This is a genomic window from Mesorhizobium sp. M7A.F.Ca.MR.245.00.0.0 (assembly GCF_003997415.1).
GTDB lineage: Bacteria > Pseudomonadota > Alphaproteobacteria > Rhizobiales > Rhizobiaceae > Mesorhizobium.
On sequence record NZ_RZTE01000111.1, the window covers coordinates 1 to 711 of the forward strand.

General features: G+C 61.6%; 2 protein-coding genes. Both read left to right on the plus strand.

Annotated elements, in window-relative coordinates; translation table 11 throughout:
• The first annotated feature begins 157 nt into the window (after window positions 1–157).
• Entirely contained in the window at window positions 158–439 is a 282-nt protein-coding gene (locus EOB80_RS34295) for an acyl carrier protein (protein WP_126057635.1), read from the plus strand.
• Window positions 440–711: beta-ketoacyl synthase N-terminal-like domain-containing protein (locus EOB80_RS34300; protein ID WP_281058166.1), on the plus strand; the 272-nt coding region annotated here is incomplete at its 3' end.

Here is a 711-nt window from a genome sequence, read left to right on the forward strand (position 1 = left end):
ATACTGCACCTACGCCACACACCGGCCGGACCTGATCCGGCTTTATGAGCATTGGGCTTTGTCAGTTGCCCAAGCGTGATGGCTTTCGCGACGCGGCGCGCCTCAGGAACTGAGCCGCGTCCAGGTCGAAACGCGGGAAAGAAAGACAGGAAACAGAATGGCCGATCAATTCGCAACGGACGTCATTGCCCTGATCAAGAAACGCGCCGAGTCGGAGAGCGGTGAGGGAATGCCTACGTCATTCGTCGGCGAGATAACAATCGCCACGGAACTGGACGCGCTCGGGTTTGATTCGCTGGGTTTGGCGGACGTCCTCTGGGATGTGGAGCAGGCCTACGGCATCAAGATCGACATGAACACGGCCGATGCCTGGTCCAATCTCAAGAATGTCGGCGACGTCGTGGAAGCCGTCCGCGGCTTGCTTGCGAAGGAGGCTTGAATGGACAGGCGCGTCGTTATCACCGGAGTGGGCGGCCTGTGCGGACTGGGCACCGACGCCGCCTCTATGTGGAAAGAGATGCGCGAAGGCCGCTCCGCCATCGGCCCGATCGCCAATTCCGAGCTTCATGACCTGGAGGGCATGACCGGCGCTGAGATCAAGGCGCTGCCCCAGCACGACATCGATCGCAAGCAGCTCGTCTCCATGGCCCGCTTCAGCTTGCTCGCCGTGCTTGCAGCGCGCGAAGCCATGCGGCAGGCCGGACTTTCCTG

What these genes read in the sequence shown, in the direction of transcription:
- EOB80_RS34295 (WP_126057635.1), top strand. Translation starts at nt 158, where the DNA reads ATGGCCGATCAATTCGCAACGGACGTCATTGCCCTGATCAAGAAACGC.